We start from the raw sequence: 20,389 nt of genomic DNA, 5'->3' as shown, positions 1-20,389 counted from the left end.
ACGGACGAGGCCTGCCCGTGCGCCAGGTCGCCTATCTGCGCACGGTCGCCGACGTCCCCGTGGAAGCGCTCGTCACCCGCCTGCGCCACGACATCGCCGGGCGACTGGTCGAACAGCAGGACCCGCGGCTGTCCGTGCCCAACCTCGTGAATGTATTCGGCTTGAGTGATCAGCCTCTCAAGATCGACAGCGTCGATGCCGGTCTTGGTGTGATCTTGCCAGGGCTTGCCGGGGAGGAACAGCAGCGCTGGGATGCGCGAGGCAATCACTGGCGTACAACATACGATGATCAATTGCGGGCGGTGAGGCGCGATGTAAACGCGATGGCCGGCGTAGAAAAGATGACTTACGCCGATGCCACCGAGGATGCCGGTCACAACCTGCGCGGACAGATGATCGAGCTGGAAGACGCGTCGGGCTCGCTGAAGTTTCACAGCTACGCACTGACCGGCCCGGCACTGCGAGAAACCCGCACCTTTCACGATGACAAAGCCTTTGTCAGCCGACGCACTTTCAGCCCGCTGAACACGGTACTGGAGACGATCGACGCCGCTGGCCACAAGCAGCAACCGACTTATGACGTTGCCGGGCAGCTCATACACACCCGGCTCCAGACCAACGGCCAGCTCAACTGGCACACCGTGTTGAACAGTGCTCAATACAACGCCGACGGACAGATCACCGAGCAACACGCCGGCAATAGCGTCATCAGCCGCTGGAACTACCGCGCCGCCGATGGCCGCCTGCATCGCCATTACGCGAAAAAGTCGTCTGGGGAAAAACTTCAGGATTACGAGTACGAATACGACGCGGTGGGCAACATCACCCGCATTCTCGATCACGCCTACATCCCGACGTTTTTTCGCAACCAGTTGGTCGATGGCCATCGTGAATTCAGCTACGACTCGCTGTACCGACTGATCCGCGCCACCGGTTACAGCGATGCTCCACCGAAGGACAACCCCGGCCGGCCACAACCGACTGATCCCAACGACCGGCGCAATTTCATCGAAACCTACGATTACGGTCCTGGCGACAATCTCGTCAAGACCACCCATGTGCGCGACGGTGCCAACCATACCTTCGAGACGAGCATCGATCCCGCCAGCAACCATGGCGTGCGCTGGAAACCCGGTGATCCACCACCTGAATTCGCCAAGCTGTTCGACCCGGCCGGCAATCTGCTGGCCCTGCAACCCGGCCAGCCCATGCAGTGGAACCTTCACGGTGAACTGGAAAAAGTCACCCTGGTCGACCGCAACGGCAGCAGCGCCAACGACGAAGAGTGTTACGGTTACAGCCTGGGCAAACGGATCTACAAACGCCACGAGACCCACACTACGAAAGTCAGCCACTTCCACGAAGTGCGCTATCTGCCGGAACTGGAAATCCGCACCAAAGACAATGGCGAAGAACTGCACGTCATCACCCTCGACATCGGCCCCGGCGGCGCACGCTGCCTGCACTGGGAGAAAGATCCGGCGAACATCGGCGCTGATCAGCTGCGATTCACCTTGGCCGATCACTTGGGGTCGGCGGTCAAGGAGCTGGATGCTCAGGCGCAGTTGATCAGCGAGGAAGGCTATCGGCCGTTCGGAGTAACAGCGTTCTATACCAAGCGTTCCGCCATCGAGGTCGGTTACAAAACCGTACGTTATTCAGGCAAGGAAATGGATGCCACCAGCCTGTACTACTACGGCGCCCGCTACTACGCACCGTGGCTGGGACGCTGGATCAGCGCCGATCCGGCCTATGCGGTGGATGGATTGAATATGTATGCGTTCGTAGGTAACAACCCCATAGCCCGTGTCGATGCCGACGGACAGACCTGGCTCAGCTTCCCGGCTATCGAAACGTCTGAACAACGCGATACCAGAAAGGCTGCGAGTGCGGCGAAACAGGCCCAATATCAAGCCAATATGACGTTGTCACGGGCGGTCGACCGACATAAAAAGATCCTCGAGCTCACGACACGCAGGGCTCAGGAAGCCGAACAACAGATTCTCAACCACCAGTCTGCGCAAGCGCATGGCAAGTCTGCCGCCATTCGTACAGCCACGCATCTCGGTAATCAGACACTCAGCTATGGGGCGGGTATCGGCCTGGGTGCTGTCGGCGCGGTAATGGGCAGTGTCGCCGGACCGGTCGGCGTAGCGCTGGGCATTTTCCTGGGATTCGTCGTCAAAAAATCGGTAAGCATGGGATTGGACTTTGTCTCGGAAAGGATGGGCCTGAGCGCCTCGGTCAAATTCAAGTCGAGCAAGCTGAGCTCGGCCCGGATCGTGAAAAAAGGCGAGTACAAGACCATGAACTACGGTTCTTACGTCCTGAACAAGTTCCGAGCCATCGTCCAGGGCATGATTGCCATGAACAGAAAAGGCTGGCTCCGGGGCGGCAAGGAAGTGGGGCCTGTCGTTGCCAGCGTTGTCATGAAAATTACCAAAACACCTTTTGCCAGTGAGATCAGTGCCGCTCTAAGCACGATCGCGGGCACTTTCGAGATACTCCATGAAGTCGCCGGGGCGGGAGAGCCACTGAGTCCGGAGAAAAAAGCCAACGCGGACGCTAACATCGACGGAATGGTCAATGTGTTGAATGCCTCGCTCGGCGAGCTTCAGAACCATTTCGCAAACGCCAATCGCGAGTCGATCCATACTTACCGACCGCTGAATAAGGTGTTCGGCAGCGCTCCCGGAGACTCGATGGCCAGTCTGGCGGACGCCACGGGACACACTATCGCGCAACTGAGACGGACTCAGAACCTGATCAGGGCTGCATGATCGCGTGTCGCCACGCCCGGCACCTCAAGCAGTACATGTGCGTGCTATCGTGCTCGCCCGTCCAGCGCCTGATACCCCTATGCTCACGACTTCCCGCCCATTGCGTCTGATGCTGTACACCCTGCTGATCATCGCCGGCGCCGCCATCGCCGCGACGCTTGCGATTCGCCACGCCGAGCGCCAGGCGCTGGAAGAAGACGCGGCTCGGGCCAATCAGCAATTGGCGCTGTATGCCAACTCGCTGCACACCCTGATCGACCGCTATCGCGCCCTGCCCGCCGTGCTTGCACTGGACCCGCAGCTGCGTGCGGCGCTGGCCGGTCCCGTGAGCGCCGAACAGCAGGCAGCGCTCAACCTGAAGCTGGAAAAGATCAACGGCGCCGCCCAATCCTCGACCCTTGAACTGCTCGACCGCACCGGCCTCGCGGTGGCCGCCAGCAACTGGCGTCTGCCCAGCAGTTACGTCGGTCACAACTACGGCTTTCGCCCCTATTTCAGTCAGACCCGCACCCAAGGCACCGGGCGTTTCTACGCGGTCGGCGTGACCAGCGGCATTCCCGGTTATTTCCTGTCCAGCGCGGTGCTCGGCGACAACGGCGAGTTCCTCGGGGCGATGGTGGTCAAGCTCGAATTCCCCGAACTCGAACGCGAATGGAGCCAGGGCAGCGACACCCTGCTGGTCAGCGATGCGCGCGGGATCATCTTCATCGCCAACCAGCCCGGCTGGCGCTATCGCCTGCTGCACCCGCTGAGCCCGGCCGATTACCGCGAGATCAAGACTACCCGCCAATACGACAAACAGTCGCTGGTGCCGCTGACACATCTGGCGCTGCGCAGCTTCGATAACAACAGTGATCTGCGCCGCGTCGAAGGCCCGCAGGGCACGGCGGATTACCTGTGGGAATCGCTCCCGCTGACCGCCGAAGGCTGGACCCTGCATCTGCTGCGCCGCCCGCAACTGTCCTTTGAAGACCAGCGCAATGCCGGGCTCGCCGCCGCCGGAGTGTGGCTGGCGCTGGTGTTCCTGTTGCTGTTCCTCAACCAGCGCTGGCGTCTGGCGAAGATGCGCCAGCGCAGCCGCGAAGAGCTTGAGCAACTGGTCGAGGAACGCACCCGGGATTTGCGCACGGCGCAGGACGGTCTGGTGCAATCAGCGAAACTGGCGGCACTGGGGCAGATGTCCGCCGCGCTGGCCCACGAAATCAATCAGCCGTTGACCGCCCAGCGCATGCAGCTTGCAACTCTGAGACTGCTGCTCGATCACGGTCGGGTCGATGACGCCTACAAGGCGCTCAAACCGGTGGATGAAATGCTCACGCGCATGGCCGCCCTCACCGGCCACCTGAAAACCTTCGCCCGCAAGAGCCCCAGCGGCTTGCGCGAACGGCTGGACCTGGCGACAGTGGTCGATCAGGCCCTGCAATTGCTCGATGCGCGCCTGCGCGATGAACAGGTCAGTCTGGTGCTGCACCTGACCCGCCCGGCGTGGGTGCGCGGCGATGCGATCCGCCTCGAACAAGTGCTGATCAATTTGCTGCGCAACGCCCTTGATGCCATGCAAGGCAAGCCGTGCAAACGTCTGGAAATCCGTCTGGAAGCCGACGAGCAACTGTGGCGCCTGAGCGTCATCGACAACGGCGGCGGCATCGCCGAAGAACATCTGGGTCAGGTGTTCGATCCGTTCTTCACCACCAAACCTGTGGGTGACGGGCTGGGTCTGGGGCTGGCAGTATCGTTCGCCATCGTCCATGAATCCGGCGGGCGCCTGTGCGCCGAAAACGGCGACAACGGCGCGGTGTTCAGCCTGACCTTGCCGATCGATCTGGAGGCGCACATCTGATGCTCAACGCGGTAATGGTGGTCGATGACGAAAGCAGCATTCGCAGTGCGGTCGAGCAATGGCTGAGCCTGTCCGGGTTCGAGGTGCAGCTGTTCAGCCGCGCCGAGGAATGCCTGGCGGCGCTGCCCGTGCATTTTGCCGGAGTGATTGTCAGCGATGTGCGCATGCCGGGCCTCAGCGGTCTTGAGCTGCTGGCCGAAGTGCAGCGCCGGGATGCCGATCTGCCGGTGATTCTGCTGACCGGCCACGGCGATGTGCCGATGGCGGTCGAAGCGATGCGCGACGGCGCCTACGACTTTCTGGAAAAACCTTTCAGCCCCGAGACCCTGCTCGGCAGCCTGCGCCGGGCGCTGGACAAGCGTCGGCTGGTGCTGGAAAACCGCGCCCTGCACGAGCAGGCCGACAACCGCGCCAGACTGGATGCGACGCTGCTCGGTGTGTCCCGTGGCTTGCAGACCTTGCGCCGGCAGGTGCTGGACCTGGCGACGCTGCCGGTCAACGTGCTGATCCGTGGCGAAACCGGCAGCGGCAAGGAACTGGTCGCCCGTTGCCTGCACGACTTCGGCCCGCGCGCCGACAAGCCGTTTGTGGCGTTGAACTGCGCGGCGATCCCCGAGCAACTGTTCGAAGCCGAGTTGTTCGGGCACGAGAGCGGCGCGTTCACCGGGGCATCCGGCAAGCGCATCGGCAAACTGGAATACGCCGATGGCGGCACGCTGTTTCTCGATGAAATCGAAAGCATGCCGCTGGCCCAGCAGGTGAAACTGCTGCGGGTGTTGCAGGAGCAGAAGCTGGAGCGGCTGGGGTCGAACCAGAGCATTCGGGTGGACTTGCGGATCGTCGCGGCGACCAAACCCGACTTGCTGGATGAAGCGCGGGCCGGGCGTTTTCGCGAAGACCTGGCGTATCGCCTGAACGTCGCCGAATTGCGCCTGCCGCCGCTGCGTGATCGTCGCGAAGACATTCCGTTGTTGTTCGAGTCCTTCGCCCAGAGCGCCGCCCAACGTTTGGGCCGGACGTTCCCGCCGCTCAGTGGTGCGCAGTTGAGTCACCTGCTGAGTCATGACTGGCCGGGCAATGTTCGCGAGTTGGCGAACGTGGCCGAACGTCAGGTGTTGGGGCTGGATGAACCGGTGCAGGGTATCGATCCCGGCCAGTCGCTGGCGGCGCAGCAGGAGGCGTTTGAGGCGCAGTGTTTGCGGGCCGCTTTGACACGGCACAAGGGCGATGTGAAAGCCGTGCTTGAGGAACTGCAACTGCCGCGTCGCACGTTTAATGAAAAGATGCAGCGGCATGGTCTGACCCGGGAGATGTTCGTACCCGACTGATCGTTTGATGATTGATCGTTCCCACGCTCCGCGTGGGAATGCCTCAATGGACGCTCTGCGTCCGCTTTGGGACGCAGAGCGTCCCCGGCTGCATTCCCACGCAGAGCGTGGGAACGATCACGCTGAATGAGCGGAAATCCGCTCATTCATTCCGGATCATCGGCAAAATCCCGCTCAACCCATCTCTCCAGCCCTTCTAAACCGGCCCTCCCCCCGTTGGCACAGCTCCTGCTATAGCCCTCGCAGGCTGCGTTCCAACGCGCTCCACAAAAACAATTAAACGAAGGATCCTTCAATGGATAACTCCAACGCCCTGCCCCTTGGGTCGGCTGCCGTGCCGGCCAAAGAACGAACCACCGCCAGTCGCATCAAGTCGATCTTCAGCGGTTCCGTCGGCAACATGGTCGAGTGGTACGACTGGTACGTCTATGCCGCCTTCTCGCTGTACTTCGCCAAAGCCTTCTTCCCCAAAGGCGACACCACCGCCCAACTGCTCAACACCGCCGCGATCTTCGCCGTGGGCTTCCTGATGCGCCCGATCGGTGGCTGGCTGATGGGCCTGTACGCCGACAAGGTCGGACGCAAAAAGGCCCTGATGGCCTCGGTTTACCTGATGTGCTTCGGCTCGCTGATCATCGCCCTGAGCCCGGGCTATGAAACCATCGGTGTCGGCGCGCCGATCCTGCTGGTGTTCGCCCGTCTGCTGCAAGGCCTGTCGGTCGGTGGCGAATACGGCACCTCGGCGACCTACCTGTCGGAGATGGCGACCAGGGATCGTCGCGGCTTCTTCTCCAGCTTCCAGTACGTGACTTTGATTTCCGGCCAGCTCATCGCGCTGGGCGTGCTGATCGTGCTGCAACAGTTCCTGACCACCGAAGAGCTGTACGCGTGGGGCTGGCGTATTCCGTTCGCCATCGGCGCGCTGTGCGCAATCGTGGCGCTGTACCTGCGTCGTGGCATGGAAGAAACCGAGTCGTTCACCAAGAAGGAAAAGTCCAAGGAAAGCGCCATGCGCACCTTGCTGCGCCATCCGAAGGAACTGCTGACCGTGGTCGGCCTGACCATGGGCGGTACGCTGGCGTTCTACACCTACACCACCTACATGCAGAAATACCTGGTGAACACCGTCGGCATGAGCATCTCCGACTCCACCACCATTTCCGCCGCCACGCTGTTCCTGTTCATGTGCCTGCAACCGATCATCGGCGGCCTGTCCGATAAAATCGGTCGTCGGCCGATCCTGATCGCCTTCGGCGTGCTCGGGACGATCTTCACCGTGCCGATCCTGATGACCCTGCACACCATCCAGACCTGGTGGGGCGCGTTCTTCCTGATCATGGCGGCGCTGATCATCGTCAGCGGCTACACCTCGATCAATGCCGTGGTGAAAGCCGAGCTGTTCCCGACCGAAATCCGCGCCCTGGGCGTCGGCCTGCCGTACGCGCTGACCGTGTCGATCTTCGGCGGCACAGCCGAATACATCGCGCTGTGGTTCAAGAGCATCGGCATGGAAACCGGTTACTACTGGTACGTGACCGCGTGCATCGCGGTGTCCCTGCTGGTGTACATCACCATGAAAGACACGCAGAAACATTCGCGGATCGTCACTGACTGACCGGGTTTATTCAGCCACTGCACTGGTGGCTGTTCTGGCCCCATCGCGAGCAGGCTCGCTCCCACAGGATCAGATTTACGCCGATCCAATGTGGGAGCGAGCCTGCTCGCGATTGACGTCAACTCGGTCTCATGCCGACTCGGCAACCTGCGGCTTGCCATAACGCTTCTGCGCATACGACGCCCCGACGATCATCACCAGCAGAATCCCCCCCAGCACCGCCGACGAACCGATGGTGCCAAAGTCCAGCCCACCCTTCTCATGGGACTTGGTCATCAGGTCGCCCAAGGTCGCGCCGAAGGGCCGGGTCAGCACGAACGCCACCCAGAACAGCGCCACCGTCGAAATCTTCGTGAAGTACTTGAGCAGCACGACTACGCCAATCGCCGAGCCGATCAACAGCGCGCCACCGGCAAAGCCCAGACCCGAGTCGTCCGCCAGGTAATCGCCGAGCGCGGTGCCCAGGGTGTTGGAGAACAAAATCGCCATCCAGTAGAACATCTCGCCGCGAAAACTCTGCACCTTGGTGACGTTGAGCGAGTCGCCGCTCAGGCGCCATGCCGCGAAGATCGCCAGCAGGATCGCGATCAGGATCATGGAACCGGTGGCGTAACCCAGTTCCAGCGTGCGGTCCATGAAGTCCGACATGGTGGTGCCGGCGGTGCTGGTCGACAGAATCACGATCCAGTACAGCAGCGGCTTGTAGGTCTTGGACATCAATTGCGTGATCAGGGTCAGGACAAACACGCTGATCAGGATCAGCGAGCTGATGGCGTAACCGACATTGAGGGTCATCGACAGCAAATCCCCCGCGGTTTCCCCCAGGGTCGTCGCGCAGATTTTCATGACCCAGAAGGCCAGGGTGATTTGAGGCAGTTTGTTCATCGCAGGCAACGCTCCAGTGTGTGACGGCCGGTTTTTGGCTTTATGGCCGTGGGCAGACTGGCGTTGCGCGGGTGAAAAACCGGTCGGGAATGTATGAAAAATCTGTCACACAAGCCAAAAACGGCGATTAATCACCGGTTAATGCCCCTGCCGCATCCTTCCCCTACCTGATCGATTAACTGCGCGACGCTCGCTCCGACGACGGAAGCGAATTGAATGCGCCGCCCTTAATATCAATTTAATCGATTGTTTTTAGCATTATTTTGCGCTTTTTAATCAATTTAGTTGGCATAGCATGAACCCCATGCGAAACACATCGCCAACAAATTTCGAATCTGGAGAACGACCATGAAAACCAAACTGATCCTCGCCCTGACCCTGTCCGTACTGGCCGCCAACACCTTCGCCGCCGATGGCTCGGACAAAACCAAATCCGCCGACTTCATTTCCGGCGCCAGCGCTGCCATCGAAACCAGCCACACCGGCGCCTATGCTGCTGACGGCTTCGACAAGACCAACGTCGGCAAAGCCGTTGCTGCGGATGGTTTCGACAAGACCGGCACTGCCAACGCTATCGCCGCAGACGGTTTCGATAAAACCGGTACTGCCGCTGCCATCAGCTGATCGGCAGGATGCACACACCACAGCCCGGCTTCGGCCGGGCTTAGTCATGTCTGGAGGGCTGGAAATCAGCCGCCCGTCCTTGCACTATGGCCGCTCTCTGACAGCCGTTTCCAGGAACACCCGCCATGCCCGATGACATCCATTTCTACGAACCGGCCAACGGCCACGGCCTGCCGCACGATCCGTTCAACGCCATCGTCGGCCCGCGTCCCATCGGCTGGATTTCTTCGCAGGATGCCGAGGGCCGGTTGAACCTGGCGCCCTACAGCTTTTTCAACGCGTTCAACTACATTCCGCCGATCATCGGGTTCTCCAGCGTCGGTCGCAAAGACAGCCTGAACAACATCGAGCAGACCGGCGAATTCGTCTGGAATCTCGCCACCCGCCCGCTGGCCGAGCAGATGAACCAGAGCTGCGCGATGGTCGGGCCGCAGGTCAATGAGTTCGAACTGGCGGGGCTGACACCGGTGGCGTCGAAGGTGATTGCCGTGCCGCGCGTGGCCGAAAGCCCGGTGTCCTTCGAGTGCAAGGTCACCCAGATCATTCAGTTGCAGCGCGCCGACGGCGAGACCGTGCCGAGCTGGCTGGTGCTCGGCGAAGTGGTCGCCGTGCACATTGCCAAGTGGCTGTTGAAGGACGGGATCTACGACACCGCCGCCGCCGAACCGATACTGCGGGGCGGCGGGCCGGCGGACTATTTCCAGCTGGGGCCGGAGGCGTTGTTCAAGATGTGGCGCCCGGGGGCGACGAAGTAAGCGCTTACCAGATCAGCTCGGCGTCGTCGGTGACGCCCTTGAGCTTGTCCAGTTCGTTGATCGCGGCTTCATCGGCCGCGATGGCGCCGGGGAAAACCTGATCATTCAGCAGCTTGTGAAAGCGCGGCGCGCCGCCGTCGACCAGGGCCTTGACGGCGATCGCCGCGTGATAACCCTTGTTGCCGCCCAACTCGACGGGGACGACAGCGGAAACCGCTTCGAAGTGTTCGAACTCTTTACGTGCCATATCGCAGGTCCTGGCTCAGTCGGATAAGCCGGACATTAAACATTCAACCGGCGAGTTTGTGTATCGGCGCGGTGCATTGCCCTACGGCCTGTGCGGCCGAGACTTCCTTGAACGTGTGGAAATCCAGGCTGTTGACCACCAGGTCCTGCACCAGCTCGGCAAAGACTTCCATCGACGGGCTGCTGAAGTACGCGGTCATCGACTGCTGGTTGCTCCAGAAACCGGAGACCAGCCACAACTCGGGATCACACTGCGAATGCTGCAAGGCAAAGCTCAGGCAGCCGGGGGCGGCGCGGGACGGTTCGATCAGGGCGCTCAGGCGCATGCCGAGTTCCGCCGAACGTCCGGCACGCGCTCGAACGAAGGCCATATGACTGACGGGAATCTGCTTGGACATGTTCAACCCTCCCAGGGAGTCGCGTGGCAGCCGGGGACGGGCTGCGACAGGATTCAAGGTTAAGGGCCGCCCCCCGTTCGCCGTTAGTCGATTCCTGCCGTCGCGTTGCACAATCCTGCGAGACTGTCTTGCAGACCTGTAACAGGTCGTAAATTCCTGTCACCGTCCTGTCACACCGGTTTCGGGCAACTCTGACCACCTGCGTCCTGCTATGGCTGGATGGGCCAACAACCCAATGCAGGATCAGGCAAGCATTTCGCAGGATGTGTCTACCGCCCTGACTTGCACAAACTTATGCTCTGCTCCATTCCACCGACTTTGCCGAGGATGCCGCACGTGACGTCATTCGATCGTTTTCAAGCGCCACCCGATGCCGACATGGAAAAGCAGCGCGCGGAACTGGCGGCGATCATCCGCCGCAACACGTCCGAAGATGGCAGTTATGCCACTGCCGTCGGCTCGCTGTTCATGTCGCGCCACACCCAGTCCCATGACTTCGCCCCGGTGCTCGCGCAACCGGCGCTGTGCATCATGGCCCAGGGTCGCAAAGAGGTACGGCTGGCGGACGAGTTCTTCAATTACGACCCGCTCAATTATCTGGTGGTGTCGGTCTCGATGCCGTTGAGTGGACGGGTGGTGAATGTCTCGCCGGAGGAGCCGATCCTCGCCGTGCGCCTGGACATTGATCCTGCGGAAATCACCGCGCTGATCGCCGACGCCGGTCCGATGGGCGTACCGACCCGGCCGACCGGGCGTGGTCTGTATGTGGAGAAAATCGACAGTGCCATGCTCGATGCGGTGCTGCGTCTGGCCCGCCTGCTCGACGCACCGAAAGACATCGCCATGCTCGCGCCGCTGATCCGCCGGGAGATTCTCTATCGCCTGTTGCGCAGTCCGCAGGGCCATCGGCTATACGAAATCGCCATCGCCAACAGCCAGAGCCACCGCATCAGCCAGGCGATCAAATGGCTCAACGGCAACTTCGAACAGCCGCTGCGCATTGATGACCTGGCGAAGGAAGTGAACCTCAGCGTCTCGACCTTGCATCACCGCTTCAAGGCGATGACGGCGATGAGCCCGTTGCAGTATCAGAAGCAGCTGCGCCTGCAAGAGGCGCGGCGTTTGATGTTGGCTGAGGGGCTGGAAGCGTCGGCGGCGGGGTATCGGGTGGGGTATGAAAGTCCGTCGCAGTTTAGTCGTGAGTACAGCCGGTTATTTGGGGCGCCGCCGTTGAGGGATCTGGCGCGGTTGCGGCTTTCGGTGTGAACTCAAAAGCTCCCCCTCACCCTAGCCCTCCCGAAACGTCGGACCGCCCGGAGGGAGAGGGAACCGATTGGGGGATATTCACGAAATACACCGACCTGAAATTACTTTACCGAATCCATAATCGACTCGATCTCTCAGGTCGACGGACAGCGCCAGACACCTCGGTCGGCTCCCTCTCCCTCGGGGAGAGGGCTGGGGTGAGGGGGCAAGTCCGTATCAAGCGCCGAGCACCCGACACGCCTCACTGGGCAACGTCACCGACACCGGATGCCCGATCCCCAGACCGAAGCCCTGACACGGCGTACTCAGCGCCGTAAACGTCACCCCGGAACACTCCACCGTAGTCTCGATCGTCGCGCCGATATCCCGCACAAACGTCACCTTGCCCAGCAGGCGATTGCCCGCCGTGGCCTGGGGCGCCGACAGTTGCAGGTCTTCGGGGCGGATCAGCATTTTCACTTTCTGCCCGATCACGATGCTGCTGCAGATCGGCACTTGCAGGGCATCGCCGCCCGGCAGCACGACCTTGCCATCGCCCAGTGCGGTGGCCGGGAAGATATTGCCGGAGCCGATAAAGTCCGCGACGAATTCGTTGGCCGGGTGCCGATAGATTTCAATCGGCGTACCCACCTGCTGCACCCGATGTTCACCCAACACCACCACGATATCGGCCATGGTCATGGCCTCGCGTTGATCGTGGGTAACCATGATTGTGGTGATGTTCAGGCGTTGTTGCAGCTGACGGATTTCCACCTGCATCGACTCACGCAACTTGGCATCCAGCGCCGACAGCGGTTCGTCGAGCAACAGGATTTTCGGGTGCGAGGCAATCGCCCGGGCAATCGCCACTCGCTGACGCTGACCACCGGAGAGCTTGGCCACCGGGCGATCGATCATCGGCTGCAGCTGGATCAGTTCCAGCAACTCCACCACCCGCGCCTGTTGATCGGCCTTGCTGACACCGCGCAGTTTCAGCGGATAGGCGATGTTTTCGCCCACGGTCATGTGCGGAAACAGCGCCAGCGACTGGAACACCATGCCGAAGTTGCGCAGGTGCGCCGGGGTGTGGCCGATGTCCTCGCCGTCCAGGCGAATCTCGCCGCCGGTGAGGGTTTCCAGCCCCGCGATCATCCGCAGCAACGTGGTCTTGCCGCAGCCCGACGGGCCGAGGAAGCACACCAGTTTGCCCTCGGGCAAATGCAGGTTGACGTCTTTTACCGCGCAGGCCGAGCCGTAGTGTTTCTCGACGTTTTCCAGAATCAGTCCAGTCATATTGCACCTCACAATCAAAAGGAAACGCCGCCCTCACCGACCAGCTTCTCCAGCGCCCAGATCAGGACGAAGTCGATCAGCACGATCAGCACGGCAAACGAGAACACGGTAGGGTCGAGCGATGACACGGTGCGGCTGTACATCCAGATCGGCACGGTCATGACGTCGATGGTGTAGAGGAAATAGGTCACGGTGAATTCGTTGAACGAGACGATGAACGCCAGCAGCATCCCCGCCAGAATCCCCGACTTCATCAACGGCACCACCACATCGACGATGGCCCGCAGCGGCGAAGCGCCGAGCATCTGCGCCGCCTCTTCGACTTCGCTGCCGATGGAGAGCATGGCCGCCGTGCAGTTCTTCACCACAAACGGCAGCGCCAGAATCACGTGGGCGATCACCAGCCGCGAGGTGGTCATGTGGAACGGCAGGCTGTCGAACACCAGCAGCAAGGCCAGCCCCAGCACCACCATCGGGAACACCAGCGGCAGCGACATCAATTGCAGCGCCACGCCCTTGCCACGGAACTCGCAGCGGGTCAGCGCGTAGGCCGCCGGCACCGCGATCAGCGTGGCGAAAATCATCGTCAGGCACGCCACCAGCAAGCTGGTGCCCATGGCCTGGCCGAGGCTCAACACATCGCTGGCGTCCGGCGAGACGAAGGTGTGCCACGCCGCCTTGTACCACTGCAGGCTGTAGCTGCTCGGCGGGAAATCGAGGTTCGACGCACCGCTGAACGACATCACGATCATGGTCAGAATCGGCAACACGGCCAGGAACAAAATGATCCCGGACAGAATGCCGGCGAACTTGCCGGTGTCGCCCGGCAACAGCGACTGACGCTTCTTGATCAGGGCACTCACTGCGAAGCCTCCAGCAGACGGCGACGGCGGCCGGTGATGTATTCGGACAAGGTCATGATGGCGAGCGTGGTGACGATCAGCACCACCCCGGCGGCGGACGCGGCAGGCCAGTTCATCAGCGGGGCGATCTGGTCATGCACCATCACCGCGAGCATCGGCACGCGTCGGCCACCGAGCAACAGCGGCACCACGAAGCTGCTGGCGTTGTAGGCGAACACCAGGGTCGCGCCAGTGATGATCCCCGGCAGGCTCATCGGCAGCACCACCTGACGGAATACCTGAAAACGACTGGCGCCCAGCGTCGCGGCAGCCTCTTCGTAGCTGCGGGCGACGCCGCGCATGGCGCTGGCAATCGGCAGCACGGCCAGCGGGAACGCGGTCTGCACCAGGCCCATCAACACGCCATTCTGGTTGTACAGCAACATGATCGGGCGCTTGATCAGACCGAGGCCCATCAAGGTCTGATTGAGCATGCCGCCGGGGCCGAGGATCACCAGCCAGCCGTAGCTTTGCAGCAACAGGTTGACCAGCAACGGCAACAGCACCGCCGCCAGAAAAATCCGCCGCACGAATGGCGAGGTCAGGCGCGACATGGTGTACGCCACCGGGATCGCCAGCACCACGGCGATCACCGCGCTGATCAGCGCCAGACGCAAGGTCAGCAGCAACGATTTGAGGTAGTAGGGTTCGAGCAACTGCGCGTAACTGGCCAGGCTGAAACCGGACCACTCCGCACCCTTGGTGCCGATGCTCATGCGCAGCACCAGCAGGCTGGCGGCAATCAGCACGCCGAGAAACAGCATCGACGGCGTGAGGAAAAACCACGCCCGCGCGGTCGGCGAGACGCCACGCGCCGGGCGCACGTCACCCGTGCCGACCGGTTGGGTCAGGGATTGATGTTCCATAGCAATGATCTCGTCAATGGAAAACGAATCTCCCGGGCACCCCAATCATGCGGGGCCCCGGAAGGTCGGCGTCAGGAAGAAAAGATTTCCGTGTAGCGACGAATCCACTGGTCATGCACGGTCGCCAGGAAGGCGTTGTCGTGCATGATCGCCTTCTGCGCGATCTGCTCCGGCGTGAGGATGAAAGGGCTCTTGCGCGCTTCGGCGGAGATGATCGCCTTGGCGTTGACCGGGCCGTTGAAGATGTCTTCGGCCATCTTGCCCTGCACCAGCGGGTCGAGGGAGTGATCGATGAAGGCGTAGGCCAGGTCGGTGTCGCCCGGACGGTTCTTCGGCATCACCGAGAGCATCAGGTCGGTGTAGAAACCTTCCTTCATGCCGAACGTGGCGCCCAGGCCGTAGTTCGGGTCGCGGATCTGTTTGGGGAAAAACGCCGGGGCGTAGAGGCCGCCCATGTCCAGGGAACCGGTGCGAAACAGCTCGGCGATCTGGTTGGGGTTTTCGCCCAGGGTCACCACGCGGTCTTTCAGCTCCGCGAGTTTCTTGAAGCCCGGTTCGATGTTGTGCTCGTCACCACCGGCCAGTTTCGCGGCGATGATGATCAGGTCCATCGCTTCGGTCCAGTTCGGCGGCGGCAGGAAAATGTTCGGCGCCAGATCGGCGTCCCACAGCGCGGCGTAGCTGTCCGGCGCGGTGCCCTGGGTACGAGTGCTGTAGACCAGACTGTTGCACCACAGCAGGTAGCCGATGCCGTGACCGTTGGCGCCGGTGCGGTATTTTTCCGGGACGTCGACCAGGTTGGGAATGCGGTTGAGATCGGGTTTTTCCAGCAGTCCGGCAGCGGCCAGACCTTCGGCGCCAACGCCAGCCAGAGTGATGATGTCGTACTGCGGACGGTCACCGCCGGCCTTGAGTTTGGCGACCATTTCCGAGGTGCTGCCGGTGCGGTCGGCAATCACTTTGGCGCCGGTCTTGGCTTCGAACGTTGCAGCGATGTTGCGCAGTGCAGCCAGGCCCGTGTCATCGGACCAGGTCAACAGGCGCAGGGTCTTGCCGGCAAAGCGGGTGTCGCTGGCACTGGCCCGGATGAAGGGCATGCTCATGGCCGCCGCAGCCACCGAAGCCACACCGACGGTTTTGATGAATTGACGCCTGTTCAGATCGTGCTCGCCCATTTGGGACTCCCATTATTCTTGTAAGTATGAGATTGATCGCAACCCTTGCATCTGCTTGACCGATATTGCTCAAGCGCCCGGTTTCAAAGGGCTTGAGCGTGGTCTGCGGGTTCATCCTGAGGTCGTGCAAAACACCTGACTATCGATAAAAACTCATTGGAGCCATGACGCCGGGGCATGCCTCGTTGCGAGGCATGCCCCGACCTTTTTCGGGCATTCAGAGCGCGCGGATCACGTGCTTGATTTCCTGAAATGCCGCCAGGCCCCACGGCCCCAATTCGCGGCCGATGCTGCTCTGTTTGTAGCCGCCCCACGCCGTCTGCGGGAAGATCACCTGCGGCGCGTTGAGCCACACCAGCCCCGCCTGCAAGGCGTTGGCGACCCGATCCGCGGTCTCGGCATTGCGCGTGACGACGCTGGCGACCAGCCCGAACTGACTGTCGTTGGCCAGGGCAATCGCCTCGGCTTCCGAAGCGAAACTGCGCACGCAGATCACCGGGCCGAAAATCTCTTCGCACCACAGCGCACTGTCGAGGGGCACTTCGGTGAAGATCGTCGGCTGCAAGAAATAGCCGCGCGGCAGATCGGCGGGACGATTGCCGCCACAGATCAGCTTGGCCCCGGCGCTGAGGCCACGGTCAATATGACCGAGCACACGCTGGTACTGCGCCTGATTGACCAGTGCGCCCATCTCGACGTCAGGATCGAACGGATCGGCGACACGGATTTTTTCCGCGCGGGCCTTCAGACGAATCAGGAACTCATCGGCCAGTTCATCGGCGACCAGCACCCGGCTGGTGGCCGAGCACATCTGCCCGGCATTGAAGAAGCCGCCACCGCAAGCCAGCTCCACCGCCAGATCCAGGTCGGCATCTTCCAGAATCAGCAGCGAGGACTTGCCGCCCAGTTCCAGGCTCACACCCTTCACGGTTTCAGCGGCGCGCTGCATCACTTGCACACCCACGGCGTTGCTGCCGGTGAAGGAAACCTTGGCGATGCGCGGGTCCGCCGACAGCGGCGCACCGACCGCCAGACCGGTGCCGCACACCAGGTTGAACACGCCTTTGGGCAGACCGGATTCGGCGATGATGGTCGCCAGCTCCAGCTCCGGCAGCGGTGTGACTTCAGACGGTTTGAGCACCACGCAGCAACCGGCGGCCAGGGCCGGCGCGAGTTTCCACGCGGTGGTGACCATCGGGAAATTCCACGGCACGATCAGCCCGACCACACCGCACGGCTCGCGGCGCAGACGTGCGCTGAAGTCGTCGCTGGGCAGCGGCACGTCGCTGTCATTTTTAGCGTCGAGGCCTTCGGCAAGATCGGCGTAGTACTCGAACGTGGCGATCACGTCATCGACATCGATGCCCGCTTCGAACTGCGGTTTGCCGTTGTTGCTCGACTGCAACTTCATCAGATGTTCGCGACCGTTGCGCACGCCATTGGCGATGTTGCGCAGGATCGCGCCGCGCTCGGCACCGGTGGTTTTCGACCAGCCCTTGAAGGCTTCGGTCGCCGCCGTTACCGCTTGATTGACGGCGCGTTCGTCACCGCCGTTGACCGTGGTCAGCAGCGCTTCGGTGGCCGGGTTGATCACGCGCAGGTGTTCGCGCCCGGCGGACCATTGGCCGTTGATGTACAGGCCGTCGAGTGTGGTCGGGAAATTCATCATTGGGCCACCGCCTTCATCCATTGGGTCTGGTCGATCTCGATCAGGGTCGGGCCCTGACGATCGGTGGCGGCGCGCAATGCACTGCGCAGGTGTTCGGCGGAGCTGATCGCCTCGGCCGCGCAACCCAGGGCCTTGGCCACACCGATGAAGTCCGGGGTGTAGATGTCAACACCCACCGGCTCGATGGCACGGTTGACCATGTATTTCTTGATCTCTTCGTAACCCTGGTTATTCCACAGCAGGATGATCACCGGGGTGCGCGCTTCCACGGCGCTGGCCAGTTCCGGCAGGGTGAATTGCAGACCGCCATCGCCGATCAGGCACACCACCGGCGGACGCGCGCCATGTTCCAGAGAGCCGCCGAGCCATGCGCCAATCGCCGCCGGCAAGGCGTAACCGAGAGTGCCGTAACCGGTGGACGAGTTGAACCAGCGGCGCGGGCGCTCCGGGTTGAAGGTCAGGTTGCCGGTGTACACCGGTTGCGTGGAGTCGCCGACGAACACCGCGTTCGGCAATTCGTGCAGCACGGTTTCGAGGAAACGGGTCTGGGCCAAAGTCGGCGCGTCCCAGGTCGCGGCCAGGTCTTCACGCAGACGCGCGGCGCGCACCTGGCCCCAGTCGTTGCGGCGCTCGGCCAGCGGTTTGTGCGACAGCGAACTGAGCAGCGCCTGTGCGGCGTTGCGTGAGTCGGCGACCAGCGCCACGTGAGGCGGGTAATTGCGTACGGTCTGATCCGGATCGATGTCGACGCGCAGCAGCTTGCCGGGGATTTCGAAACCGCCGGCGAAGGTGACGTCGTAGTCGGTTTCCGCCAGTTCGGTGCCGATCGCCAGGACCACGTCGGCATCGGCCACCAGGGCGCGGGTCGCCACCAGGCTCTGGGTCGAACCGATCAACAGCGGATGGCTGGACGGCAGCATGCCTTTGGCGTTGATGGTCAGGGCCATCGGGGCATCGAGCAGCTCGGCCAGTTCGGTGAGCTCGGCAGCTGCGTCGATGGCGCCGCCGCCAGCGAGAATCAGCGGACGCTGGGCGCCGGCCAGCAGTTCAGTCATGCGGCTCACGGCGGCCGGCGCAGCACCGGCGCGGTCGATGTTGACCGGCACGCTGGTCAGCAGTTCGTCGGCTTCTTCGACCAGCACGTCCAGTGGAATCTCAATGTGCACCGGACGCGGACGCCCGGCCTGGAACAACGCAAACGCACGGGCCAATACGCCCGGCAATTCGGACGCCGACATCAGCGTGTGGGAGAACGCCGCCACGCCACCGACCAGTGCGCTCTGGTTCGGCAGCTCATGCAGCTTGCCACGACCACCGCCCAGCTGACTGCGCGACTGCACGCTGGAGATCACCAGCATCGGGATCGAATCGGCGTAAGCCTGGCCCATCGCGGTGGTGATGTTGGTCATGCCCGGGCCGGTGATGATGAAGCACACACCCGGTTTGCCGCTGGTGCGGGCGTAGCCGTCGGCCATGAAGCCGGCGCCCTGCTCGTGGCGCGGGGTGACGTGGTTGATGCTCGAACGGGCCAGCCCGCGATACAGCTCCACGGTATGCACACCGGGAATGCCGAACACCTGCTCGACCCCATAATCTTCGAGTAACTTGACCAGTACTTCGCCACACGTCGCCATGTCTTTGCCCTTCTTGTTCATTGAGGCACCGGGCTTTAAGGAACCGGTGATTGGCCTCATTGAAACGGGCGACCCGTAGCCGCAACAATCGATAAAAGCTCATACTAGCCATGTCCTCACGTCATACCTTGGATCCACATGAAACGACTGCCTCCCCTGCCCGCCCTGCATACGTTTCTGATTACCGCGCAGTGCTGCAACTTCACCCGGGCCGCCGAGCAGTTGCACATCACCCAGGGTGCGGTGAGCCGGCAGATCGCCGGGCTGGAGGAACATCTGGGTTATGAGCTGTTCATTCGCCTGGCCCGTGGCCTGGAACTGACGGCCGAAGGTCGCGAATGGCTGCCACGGGTGCAGCAGGTGTTCAGCCTGATCGGCGACTCGGTGGAGCAGATCGGCGCCAAGCGCGAGACCCTGCAGCTCAAGGCGCCGAGCTGCGTGATGCGCTGGCTGTTGCCGCGCCTGCTGCAATGGCAGCGCGAGCGTCCGGACGTGCCGGTGAAACTCACGGCGTCGCTGCAACACGGGGTGGATTTTCATCGCGAGCAGTTCGATGCGGCGGTGATCTACGGCACCGCGCCACACGACTCACCCGCGACCCTGCATCTGTTCGATGAACAACTGACGCCAGTCTGTTCGCCGACCCTGCTCAACGGTGGACCGGCCCTGCACACACCGGCAGATCTGCAACAGCATCTGCTGCTGCACCCGACTCACACGGATGACGACTGGACGCTGTGGCTCGAAGCCGCCGAACTGCACTTGAGCAATATCGCCAGCGGTCAGCATTTCGAGACGCTGGATCAGGCGATGTCGATGGCGTCCCACGGGACGGGGGTGGCGATCGGCGACTGGTCACTGATCGGCGACGACTTGAACGCCGGGCGACTGGTGATGCCGTTCGATCTGAAGGTGAAGACGGGATTGGGCTATTACATCGTCGCGCCGGCGTCGGAGCCGTCGGCGAAGTTGCAGGAATTGATGGGGTGGTTGGTTGAGCAGGCTCATACCCGCTGAGCCCGCCCTCACTTGATGATCGTTTCCACGCACCCCTTCTTTGATCGTTCCCACGCTCCGCGTGGGAATGCAGCCCGGGACGCTCCGCGTCCCATGCCGAAGCGGACGCGGAGCGTC

17 protein-coding genes are annotated in these 20,389 nt (G+C 62.1%); 8 read left to right on the top strand and 9 right to left on the bottom strand.

Annotated elements, in window-relative coordinates; genetic code table 11:
• The first annotated feature begins 17 nt into the window (after positions 1 to 17).
• From AC07Y2_RS27165 to AC07Y2_RS27150, 4 genes are all read left to right on the top strand, one after another.
• Complete coding sequence (locus AC07Y2_RS27165; protein ID WP_256587093.1) at positions 18 to 2,780, top strand: RHS repeat domain-containing protein; 2,763 nt, start codon at positions 18 to 20, stop codon at positions 2,778 to 2,780.
• Positions 2,781 to 2,859: 79 nt separating this feature from the next.
• A complete protein-coding gene (locus AC07Y2_RS27160; RefSeq protein WP_103387313.1) occupies positions 2,860 to 4,620 on the top strand; it encodes a sensor histidine kinase in 1,761 nt (586 codons plus the stop codon).
• On the top strand, positions 4,620 to 5,948 hold the full coding sequence (locus tag AC07Y2_RS27155) for a sigma-54-dependent transcriptional regulator (protein ID WP_103387314.1): 1,329 nt from the start codon (positions 4,620 to 4,622) through the stop codon (positions 5,946 to 5,948). The genes AC07Y2_RS27160 and AC07Y2_RS27155 overlap by 1 nt, the downstream gene beginning before the upstream one ends.
• Before the next feature lie 295 nt (positions 5,949 to 6,243).
• Entirely contained in the window at positions 6,244 to 7,563 is a 1,320-nt protein-coding gene (locus AC07Y2_RS27150; RefSeq protein WP_085610836.1) for an MFS transporter, read from the top strand.
• Positions 7,564 to 7,692: 129 nt separating this feature from the next.
• On the opposite strand, the gene AC07Y2_RS27145 is transcribed toward AC07Y2_RS27150, so the two are convergent.
• Positions 7,693 to 8,448, bottom strand: a complete 756-nt coding sequence (locus AC07Y2_RS27145; protein WP_103387315.1) for a COG4705 family protein — start codon at positions 8,446 to 8,448, stop codon at positions 7,693 to 7,695.
• A 348-nt stretch (positions 8,449 to 8,796) separates the two neighbouring features.
• Between AC07Y2_RS27145 and AC07Y2_RS27140 the strand changes: the two genes are divergently transcribed.
• Together AC07Y2_RS27140 and AC07Y2_RS27135 are read left to right on the top strand one after the other, a co-directional pair.
• On the top strand, positions 8,797 to 9,072 hold the full coding sequence (locus AC07Y2_RS27140) for a hypothetical protein (RefSeq protein WP_039765925.1): 276 nt from the start codon (positions 8,797 to 8,799) through the stop codon (positions 9,070 to 9,072).
• A 125-nt stretch (positions 9,073 to 9,197) separates the two neighbouring features.
• Positions 9,198 to 9,827, top strand: a complete 630-nt coding sequence (locus AC07Y2_RS27135) for a flavin reductase family protein (RefSeq protein ID WP_085606680.1) — start codon at positions 9,198 to 9,200, stop codon at positions 9,825 to 9,827.
• Positions 9,828 to 9,831: 4 nt separating this feature from the next.
• Here the strand turns inward: AC07Y2_RS27135 and AC07Y2_RS27130 are convergent, their stop codons facing one another.
• A complete protein-coding gene (locus AC07Y2_RS27130; protein WP_007960172.1) occupies positions 9,832 to 10,074 on the bottom strand; it encodes a hypothetical protein in 243 nt (80 codons plus the stop codon).
• Between the two features lie 43 nt (positions 10,075 to 10,117).
• Positions 10,118 to 10,471 carry a putative quinol monooxygenase gene (locus AC07Y2_RS27125; RefSeq protein ID WP_103387316.1) on the bottom strand — a complete coding sequence of 118 codons (354 nt, stop codon included), beginning with the start codon at positions 10,469 to 10,471 and terminating at the stop codon, positions 10,118 to 10,120.
• 336 nt (positions 10,472 to 10,807) lie between these two features.
• Between AC07Y2_RS27125 and AC07Y2_RS27120 the strand changes: the two genes are divergently transcribed.
• Positions 10,808 to 11,737, top strand: coding sequence for an AraC family transcriptional regulator (locus AC07Y2_RS27120; protein ID WP_039765922.1), 930 nt, complete (start codon positions 10,808 to 10,810; stop codon positions 11,735 to 11,737).
• Between the two features lie 216 nt (positions 11,738 to 11,953).
• Here the strand turns inward: AC07Y2_RS27120 and AC07Y2_RS27115 are convergent, their stop codons facing one another.
• The 6 genes from AC07Y2_RS27115 to AC07Y2_RS27090 form a co-directional block, all read right to left on the bottom strand.
• A complete protein-coding gene (locus AC07Y2_RS27115; protein WP_074688412.1) occupies positions 11,954 to 13,009 on the bottom strand; it encodes an ABC transporter ATP-binding protein in 1,056 nt (351 codons plus the stop codon).
• Positions 13,010 to 13,023: 14 nt separating this feature from the next.
• Positions 13,024 to 13,872, bottom strand: coding sequence for an ABC transporter permease (locus AC07Y2_RS27110; protein WP_064599073.1), 849 nt, complete (start codon positions 13,870 to 13,872; stop codon positions 13,024 to 13,026).
• On the bottom strand, positions 13,869 to 14,777 hold the full coding sequence (locus AC07Y2_RS27105) for an ABC transporter permease (protein WP_103387318.1): 909 nt from the start codon (positions 14,775 to 14,777) through the stop codon (positions 13,869 to 13,871). The genes AC07Y2_RS27110 and AC07Y2_RS27105 overlap by 4 nt, the downstream gene beginning before the upstream one ends.
• A 71-nt stretch (positions 14,778 to 14,848) precedes the next feature.
• On the bottom strand, positions 14,849 to 15,952 hold the full coding sequence (locus tag AC07Y2_RS27100) for an ABC transporter substrate-binding protein (protein ID WP_103387319.1): 1,104 nt from the start codon (positions 15,950 to 15,952) through the stop codon (positions 14,849 to 14,851).
• Positions 15,953 to 16,169: 217 nt separating this feature from the next.
• Entirely contained in the window at positions 16,170 to 17,618 is a 1,449-nt protein-coding gene (locus AC07Y2_RS27095) for an aldehyde dehydrogenase family protein (RefSeq protein ID WP_103387320.1), read from the bottom strand.
• On the bottom strand, positions 17,618 to 19,255 hold the full coding sequence (locus AC07Y2_RS27090) for a 5-guanidino-2-oxopentanoate decarboxylase (RefSeq protein WP_103387321.1): 1,638 nt from the start codon (positions 19,253 to 19,255) through the stop codon (positions 17,618 to 17,620). Before AC07Y2_RS27090 ends, AC07Y2_RS27095 begins: the two co-directional genes overlap by 1 nt.
• 138 nt (positions 19,256 to 19,393) lie before the next feature.
• Between AC07Y2_RS27090 and AC07Y2_RS27085 the strand changes: the two genes are divergently transcribed.
• Entirely contained in the window at positions 19,394 to 20,272 is an 879-nt protein-coding gene (locus tag AC07Y2_RS27085) for a LysR substrate-binding domain-containing protein (protein WP_074688417.1), read from the top strand.
• The last annotated feature ends 117 nt before the right edge of the window (positions 20,273 to 20,389 follow it).

It is taken from the genome of Pseudomonas sp. GW456-12-1-14-TSB6 (assembly GCF_059424205.1).
The sequence above is the reverse complement of the archived record's forward strand: the minus strand, read 5'-3'. Positions and strand labels throughout refer to the sequence as shown.

Excerpts from the sequence above, each read along its gene's own strand:
- AC07Y2_RS27160 (WP_103387313.1), top strand. The coding sequence starts at position 2,860 with ATGCTCACGACTTCCCGCCCATTGCGTCTGATGCTGTACACCCTGCTG.
- AC07Y2_RS27155 (WP_103387314.1), top strand. The coding sequence starts at position 4,620 with ATGCTCAACGCGGTAATGGTGGTCGATGACGAAAGCAGCATTCGCAGT.
- AC07Y2_RS27150 (WP_085610836.1), top strand. The coding sequence starts at position 6,244 with ATGGATAACTCCAACGCCCTGCCCCTTGGGTCGGCTGCCGTGCCGGCC.
- AC07Y2_RS27145 (WP_103387315.1), bottom strand. The coding sequence starts at position 8,448 with ATGAACAAACTGCCTCAAATCACCCTGGCCTTCTGGGTCATGAAAATC.
- AC07Y2_RS27140 (WP_039765925.1), top strand. The coding sequence starts at position 8,797 with ATGAAAACCAAACTGATCCTCGCCCTGACCCTGTCCGTACTGGCCGCC.
- AC07Y2_RS27135 (WP_085606680.1), top strand. The coding sequence starts at position 9,198 with ATGCCCGATGACATCCATTTCTACGAACCGGCCAACGGCCACGGCCTG.
- AC07Y2_RS27130 (WP_007960172.1), bottom strand. The coding sequence starts at position 10,074 with ATGGCACGTAAAGAGTTCGAACACTTCGAAGCGGTTTCCGCTGTCGTC.
- AC07Y2_RS27125 (WP_103387316.1), bottom strand. The coding sequence starts at position 10,471 with ATGTCCAAGCAGATTCCCGTCAGTCATATGGCCTTCGTTCGAGCGCGT.
- AC07Y2_RS27115 (WP_074688412.1), bottom strand. The coding sequence starts at position 13,009 with ATGACTGGACTGATTCTGGAAAACGTCGAGAAACACTACGGCTCGGCC.
- AC07Y2_RS27105 (WP_103387318.1), bottom strand. The coding sequence starts at position 14,777 with ATGGAACATCAATCCCTGACCCAACCGGTCGGCACGGGTGACGTGCGC.
- AC07Y2_RS27100 (WP_103387319.1), bottom strand. The coding sequence starts at position 15,952 with ATGGGCGAGCACGATCTGAACAGGCGTCAATTCATCAAAACCGTCGGT.
- AC07Y2_RS27095 (WP_103387320.1), bottom strand. The coding sequence starts at position 17,618 with ATGAATTTCCCGACCACACTCGACGGCCTGTACATCAACGGCCAATGG.
- AC07Y2_RS27090 (WP_103387321.1), bottom strand. The coding sequence starts at position 19,255 with ATGGCGACGTGTGGCGAAGTACTGGTCAAGTTACTCGAAGATTATGGG.
- AC07Y2_RS27085 (WP_074688417.1), top strand. The coding sequence starts at position 19,394 with ATGAAACGACTGCCTCCCCTGCCCGCCCTGCATACGTTTCTGATTACC.